Annotated in this window: 6 protein-coding genes; 2 read left to right on the top strand and 4 right to left on the bottom strand. The window is 29.9% G+C overall.

Annotated features, from left to right (window positions below):
- Positions 1–75: 75 nt before the first annotated feature.
- The 3 genes from DZ60_RS0106270 to DZ60_RS24090 form a co-directional block, all read right to left on the bottom strand.
- Positions 76–1632 carry a leucine-rich repeat domain-containing protein gene (locus tag DZ60_RS0106270; RefSeq protein WP_025741239.1) on the bottom strand — a complete coding sequence of 519 codons (1557 nt, stop codon included), beginning with the start codon at positions 1630–1632 and terminating at the stop codon, positions 76–78.
- A 912-nt stretch (positions 1633–2544) separates the two neighbouring features.
- Positions 2545–3438 carry a hypothetical protein gene (locus DZ60_RS0106265; protein ID WP_025741238.1) on the bottom strand — a complete coding sequence of 298 codons (894 nt, stop codon included), beginning with the start codon at positions 3436–3438 and terminating at the stop codon, positions 2545–2547.
- A gap of 447 nt (positions 3439–3885) precedes the next feature.
- Entirely contained in the window at positions 3886–4287 is a 402-nt protein-coding gene (locus DZ60_RS24090; protein ID WP_025741236.1) for a hypothetical protein, read from the bottom strand.
- Positions 4288–4919: 632 nt separating this feature from the next.
- Here DZ60_RS24090 and DZ60_RS24085 point away from each other — a divergent pair.
- Positions 4920–6194, top strand: a complete 1275-nt coding sequence (locus DZ60_RS24085; RefSeq protein ID WP_051477588.1) for a hypothetical protein — start codon at positions 4920–4922, stop codon at positions 6192–6194.
- A gap of 64 nt (positions 6195–6258) precedes the next feature.
- The gene (locus DZ60_RS0106245; protein WP_025741234.1) at positions 6259–6699 is read left to right on the top strand and encodes a hypothetical protein; all 441 of its coding nucleotides are present in this window, start codon (positions 6259–6261) and stop codon (positions 6697–6699) included.
- A gap of 179 nt (positions 6700–6878) precedes the next feature.
- On the opposite strand, the gene DZ60_RS0106240 is transcribed toward DZ60_RS0106245, so the two are convergent.
- Positions 6879–7679 (bottom strand): DUF2797 domain-containing protein, encoded by an 801-nt coding sequence (locus DZ60_RS0106240; protein WP_025741233.1) that lies wholly within the window; start codon positions 7677–7679, stop codon positions 6879–6881.
- Positions 7680–7790: the final 111 nt, after the last annotated feature.

Below are 7790 nucleotides of genomic sequence, written 5' to 3'. Positions count from 1 at the left end.
CTAGTGCTTTTCATAGGATACATTGTTGTGCTTTTGTATTTCATATTTACAACAAGAATGTGGTATAGTTAGCATTTACCTGTGTCTACGTCTATCATGTTTGTAAAATATAATATATAGGTCAGGGTATAAAGCGTTAATCTCATCCTGTTTATCATAATCCTCATATCCTACAATATTGTTATCATAAATGAATAGTTTTAAATTTTTTAAGTTTTTTACAGAAGAGGATGGAATAGAATTTAGATTATTACTACATAAATCAATAACTCTAAGGTTACTTAAGGATGATAAATCTGGCAGGGTTTCAATTTTATTTTTTGTCAAAAACAATTTTACTAAACTTTTCATATCTAATACCCAATTAGGGAGCTCTGTTAAACCAGATTCAGATAAATTAATTTCGTTTAGATTTAATCTTCTAATTTCCTCAGAATTCTCTAGAATTACTTGTGGCTTAACACCAATATTTCTCAATTTTTTTAAATTTCTAAATGTTTTTGGTAGTTTTATTTTTCCAGAAAAACTTATGTATTCTAAGTTAATTAATAAACCTATAGAATTAGGTATCTCTTCTATTTGATTCTCATGCAAATTTAACCTTTCGAGGCTCTTCAATTTGCCAATAGACTCATGTAAAAAATTTAATTGGTTATTAGAAAAATATAAATAACGTAGCTTTTTAAGCTTGTATATTGATTCGGGTATTTTTTTTATTTTATTGTTAGTGAAATCAAGTGTTTCTAAGTTTGGTAATTCTCCAATCCATTCTGGAATATCTAGAAGTTGATTATTTGAAAGATCTAATTCGATTAAGTTTTTATATGATTTAATCTCTAAAGGAACTTCTACGAGGTCTTTATTATTTAGATTTAATATTTTAATATCCAAAGGGTTTGAATTATTATCGATTCCTTTTATCTCTTTTACTTTTTCAGGTAATTTTGATAAAGGCAGGTCGGCAAGAGAAACGAGGATGCTTTTTATTTTGGTTCCTTCAATGTCTAATTTTTCTAGCTTTTTAAGTTTTTTTAATGATTCTGGTAAACTAGCAATATTTGTATGAGATATATTTAATATGCGTAAATCATTTAAGTTGCCTATATTTTCTGGTAACTTATTAATCCCGCTATCAGCGATATTCAATATTTTTAAACTCTTAATTTCGCCTAAAAAGTCAGGTGATTGATCTATTGTGTTTTCAGCTATGCTTAGTACTTCTAGTTTTTTTAGTTCACTAATATTTATGGGTATTTTTGAAAAGCTATTATTATCTAGGTATAAGCGTCTTAAATTTTTAAGTTGAGTAATAAAGTCTGGAATCTTTACTAATCCACCCCTAATTACAAGTTCCTCTAAGTTTTTTAGTTCTGTAATGGATTTAGGAATTCCCTTAGAGACTCTCTTTGGATTTAAATAAAGTCTTATTACACTTTCTTTGTTGGCTAAAGCCTCTTCCATTGAAGTATATTGTTTTATTTTTGAGTATGGAGGATTATGTTCTCCAGACATAGGTTTTATGTTTCCTATTTTTAAACTATTAAGTTTGATTAATTTATTTTCTGAAGATACTTGACCTGAACATTGAAAAAGAAAGCCAATAATAGTAATTATAGATATATATATATTCATGTATAGTTTATATTTATTTAATAGCTAATTTTAAGGCATATAAACCACCGCTTTTATATGAAGCATAACGTTTAATATATATGTCATAGCTGTGCCAAATGTTACTCAACTTTTGACATATCCGCGCATTGGTTGCTAACTTTTTCATTCTGCAAGCATTGCGCCATCATAAATATACAACAACCAATCGATTGATCACTTAGCAGCTATGATCATATATATGTTGTTAGCAAATGTTACTTTTATTTAATTCCATTTTTTTATTTCGTTTAAATTCCGTGTTTAAAAGTTCAAGTTCTTGTTGCCAATAGCTTTCATTTTGTTTTTTTGTGAATTTCACTGGATAATTTAACCTCCGAGTGGGTCCACAAGTATCATAGTTCAGAATTTTTTCATCGTATCCGTAAAACACCCAAAAACTATCTCTTTTTGTATGAGGACGTTCAGAACAAGAAGTAGGGTAGTAACCTTCTATAATATCTCCGTTTTTAATAATTCCATTGAAAACTTTAGATACTTTGAATTGATAACATTCTTCAGTAGAGAATATTAATTCTCCAATAAAAATTACCTCAGAAGATTGGATAACTTTTTTAATATCATCCCTATTCCATTCAGCCTAAAAGATTTTATAACAATCACATGCCATGGATTCTAATCCAAAAATAAATAGGAGTGATATGATAAAAAGCTTTTTTATCATATTTGCTAACGTTCTGGGTATGGACAGTAGGGCAGATTCGAAGCACTTGACTTTCGGTTTACTACTAAGCCAAAACAAATGTTTTTGCTTTTAATTTTCTTTTTGTCAAACGTCAAAACTTTGTTTTGGCGTTGCCTGCTAAAAGAACAGGACTTTCAATTTATCTCTAAACGCCCTATTAGCTATACACCTTGTAGGCAACTGCCTTTTTATTCACTTTTATCGATTAATAGTTTAATAGGAATACTTTTTTCGCCAAAAATCTGCATATGGTTTTGAATATCTCCAAATATTTCTTCGAATCTGTTGAATGTTGATTCATATCCATAACTTCCATCTTTCTTGTAAGACTCTTTAAATTTCACAATACCAACTTTTTCAAACTTTTCTTTGAAACCATAGAAGTCTTTGTGAGTAACCAAATGGTATGATAATCCAAGGGTTTTATTTAAACTGTTAGGTATTTTGTTCCAGAGTTTGTCGATTTCTGGCTGTATTTCTAACAATTGTTTTGTGTTAAAACCAGAAGGTATCCATCTACCTGCAACTGCAAATTGATTTATAAGCTGAGTATTTGGTTTTGTTCTACCCATGAATGTAGTTCCAACTAAATCATATGTGCATTGACCTCTTTGCTGGGTAATCTTTGTACAAATTACGGCTCGATAAAGTCCATCATTTAATTTAAAAGTCAATAAGTCATTTGGCTGAAAATGGAAGTTGGTAACTTTACGATACTTCTTCGGTTTCCGAATCTTTTCGTTTTTAGTGCTTATCTTTTTAATCAACCTATTTAGTGCTTGTTGACGCTGTTTTCCAGTTTTTTCATCACATTCTTCTGTCCAAACTTTTACACCAACTCCTTTAGCAATCGTATCATTTACCCTTTTTAATAAAATATCATTCATTAATCCAATTTCCCAGAAAGCTAATGCTAAAGAAGTCAGATATATCTCATAGTCGAAGTCATCGTAGTCAATGTCATAAGGAAATTCCTGTTTGATTTTATCTTCGCTAATTTCATTGTCATACAAGTCCATTATCCCCCAATAGGTATCATGAGCCGTATCTCCATCTATGATTTTTGGTCCATCAGTTGCCATTATGTACTTCGTTTCTTGAGGTTGTTGCCAACATCTCTTGTATGGTCTGTTTGCTTCGCAAATGGAGCAAATAGATTATACAAATTGTTATATGCAGTTTTACTTTTTATTCTTTTTTTTAATTTCCTCAACACAAATTATACAGTGTTGATTTCTGTCTGGAATTAAGTCATATTTTTTTCCAATTATAGCTTCAATTTTATCTATTTGATTCTGAGGAAGGTTTAGTACGTCTTTCAAATTCATTGATTCCAATTTATCTAATTCTAAAATCTTATAACAATAATTACAAATCTTTGTCCCTAAAAAATGGAATGAATTCATCTTTGGATAAATTCATTCCATTTTTTAAATCCTTATCAATATGACTACAGACGTCAATGAAACCTGTTATTCCATGTTTTTTACAGTCAAAAACTCCCATAACTCTCTATTTTACAAACCATTTTAATTAGTTCCTTTCATAAATCCAGCCATACTAAGCTTATATCCATTCAATAATTTAGATAATTCTTTTCCAGTCATAAACATATTGAAAGCATAATCTACTTTCTCACGAATAGGAATCTCAGTGGTTTCAGATAATCGAATGTACATTAAAAAACTATCTTCAGTTTCTATTTTATCATTATTAAAATCAATACACTCTTTTGAAAAATGAACAAAACCACTAATTTTATTATATAACATTTTAAAACCTGGATATAGAGCGTCTAATTTTTTTGACAGATAAGAATCGTTCATTTTTTTCCCTTCTGCATCCTCAATATTTCTAATATGTTCTCCTTTTAATATTCTTTGATAAAAATCTAATCTATCTTTAACTAGGCTTAGAGCAAAAAGCCTCATACAATTATCTTGCTGTAATCGTATTAAGTTAATTGCCGCTAACCAGTTATTTGCTTTTGCTAATGTTTTAAGCCCCTATTTAATTCAATTGCACGATGAACGATTGAATAAGTAAAATGACTCGGTTTAGATAGTACCTTTTTATCCGTTTCAGTTTTATCTCTCATAGCTGTTCTATTAATTAGCCGATTGCTAGTGTTTTTTTGTGCGATTAAGAAGTAATTTAAAAAATGAGAAACAAGGGTTGATGAAAATTTTTAGATCCATATATTCTAATAAATGACGAAAAATATGAATAGCAATAATGTATTACAGCTTGTTTTTGTGTAGTACGAAGATGATTTTATTAGCGTTTTTTGCTTTTTTTTACCTTTTTAGTCATCTAAAGCGCGTTTTGAATGTCTTTTTTTGAATGCCTGAGATTTATTTTTAAATATTTTATTATCAAGTATTTGTGTTTTTATTGTAAGAAAGAAGCGCACAAATAAATGTTAAAAAAATTTGAAAACATCGATGAACACACAAAGTTTACGGTTTTACCGTAACCTAATATGTTAAAAGTATTATATCTTAGCTATATGAAATGAAGGAGGAATTTTCCTCCCAAAAACATAACCCCCAAATAAACCAACATGAAGAATAAAAATTCTCTATTTACGATGTGCATCGTAATTTTATTTTCGTTCACAACATTTGCCCAAGATTTTAGTCAAAACCAAAACAAATGGACTGTAGGTTGGACAAATTTTGCTCCTAACAAAATTGACTATCCAGAACCCGAAGAAAAAATATCCAATATCATAATGGATCATGTTTACTTAACCAATGACAGAACATATTTTATGTCGGGTGATGTGTATGTGACCAAAGGAGCGTCTTTAAATATTCAAGAAGGAACAATAATTCGTTGTGATTACAAGAACCCGGCAAATTTGATAATTGCAAAAGGAGGAAAGTTATTGGCCGTAGGGTCTTCTAACAATCCAATTGTTTTTACGTCAAGCAAAGCTTCCAAATCTAGAAATAGTGGTGATTGGGGAGGTATTATCGTTGCAGGATCAGGAAAAGTAAATTCTGTGTCTGGTAGTGGTGTTATTAAAGGAAATTTTAATCCTCAATATGCAGTATTTGGTGGTAACGATGTTGATGAGGAAACCACGATTATGCGTTATGTAAGAATCGAATTCTCAGGAAGTACAGCAAAAAATCCAGAAGGTTCTAATGGATTATCGTTATATGGCCTAGGGACTTCTTCGATTGTCGAAGATATTATGGTGAGCTATTCGGGTCAAGATTCATACAATATTAGTGGAGGTAAAAATAACCTGAGAAATTTAATTTCTTTTAAAGCAAATGATGATGATTATGAGGTCTCTCAAGGATTCAAAGGGACTATGACAAATATAATCGCGGTAAGACATCCATATATTAATAGTCCAAAAGGATCATTTGCAATAGAAGTAGATGGGTATAACAGAGATTTAGGATATACAAGTGCAAAGGACATAACAGATGTTACTATTACTAATGCTACCCTTATTAATTTGTCAGATAATTCTAATTATCAACATACATCAGCAGCGATTTCTTCGTCTAATCTGGCTATAACCTATATAAATAATTCTAAAATATCTGGTTTTTCCGATGTAGTTAGTTTTGATGATTCATATAAGTCGATGAATATGATACAACAAGCATTTATGATGGATAATAGTTTCTTTAATATCCATGATAAAGGAATTACTACAAATTCTAAAATGTTAGACGAGAAGTTAGATGTTTTAAAATATAACAGATTTACAAAAGAATTTGTTTCAGTAAACGATTTGTTTAAAGATGCAACCAGTACTATTACCCCTAATTTTCAATTAAAGAAATCGTTAAACACTTATATGGTTATGCAATAGGATTAAATTTTTGTATTATTGTATAGCTCAAAAATCTAGTAAACATAATTTTCACAAAGAAACAATGTCAAAAACAGTAGCCTTTTTTATTTTCATTCTGATTGGTAACCTAGTTTTTTCGCAAAAAAATGAGGAAGCAGTATTTTTTACACAAAAAGCCCAAATTGGTAAATTTTACTCAATTAATGATCTTGAAGCTATGAAAAAAGGTGAACTTATAAAATTATATCAGGATAGAGTAGCAGAAATTTTAGCTGTACTTCCTTTTTTATCATTAACTAATGAAGCTGGAGTTCAATTGGCTGATATTGGTATAAAAGAGGATTCGAGACATCTAAAAGTCCTGAAAAGTAGCAAAGAAGCTGCACAAGAAAGTTTAGAAGCGCACAAAGTTGCAATCGAAGAATTGGTTGCTTATGCAGATACAGAAAAGATTATTCGCACGATTTTATACTATGAAGAATTTATTAAAAAGATGAGGATAGGGGTGAATGGAAATTTTTAGTGTGAAATAGATAGATACGTTATATATCAATTTATTTATATAGGATTAGAAGCGACTGTTAGTCGCTTCTATTTTTTTGTGCTTTTCTGAAATAGCTAGAAATTCTAATAGAAAATATATACAGCTAACGTATCTTATTTGTTAGGGAGTATTGGTAGTACTGTTAAATGAGTACGTTTCTACTTATTACTAATACTTAGCTTTACAACATACCCTTCATTGTTTCGTATATTAAATACAGTATTATCTTCAAAAATAAGATATTGGCCCTTAACACCTTTTAGGATACCAGAATATTCAGGAGTTTTGTCAAGATTTAGACTTTTTAATTTGGTAGGGTATTGCAATACAGGAAATACAAGTTCTGTTTCTTTATTGTTGTCGATAAAATAACTCTGTACTTCACTGGGAATAAAATCTTTGAGCTTGTTCTTAAATTCGATTAAATCTTCATCTGTGATCTCATTTTTGAGCATTGTTCTCCAGTTTGTTTTATCAGAAACATGTTCTTTTAGAGCTACTTCTGTAATCCCAGCTAGGTATCTATTCGGTACTTCTACGATTTCTATGGCTTCATGAGCTCCTTGGTCAATCCATCGAGTAGGTACTTGCGATCTTCTTGTTACTCCAACTTTTATGGTTCCAGAATTAGCAAGGTATACAATATGGGGTTGTAATTGGGCCTTTTTTTCGAATTCCAGATCTCGGTCTTCAACATCTAGATGTGCAGTACTCAGTTCGGGACGCATTACCCAATCTCCTACCTGAGGTTGATTGTAGAAATCATCATAGCAATATCCTTGTCTAAAAATCTTCTTATTTTTACCACAAGCAAGACATTGGTAACCATCAAATTCTATCTGAATTCTTTTGTCTAATAATTGATTAATATGAATAAAATCAGATTCAAAAATCAAATAATATTGAATAGGATCTCCAATTTCTGATTGCATTTTGGTAAGAACTCCTTGGTATTGCATAAAATAGTGTTATATAAAAAGGGGTGAGAAGAATGTAATTATTTTTATTACTTTAGTTGACAACAATCCAAAAATAAAAGTAACTTTTATTTTGCTTTAAATATACATTAA

The organism is Aquimarina pacifica (genome assembly GCF_000520955.1).
Lineage (GTDB): Bacteria > Bacteroidota > Bacteroidia > Flavobacteriales > Flavobacteriaceae > Aquimarina > Aquimarina pacifica.
The sequence above is the reverse complement of the archived record's forward strand: the minus strand, read 5'-3'. Positions and strand labels throughout refer to the sequence as shown.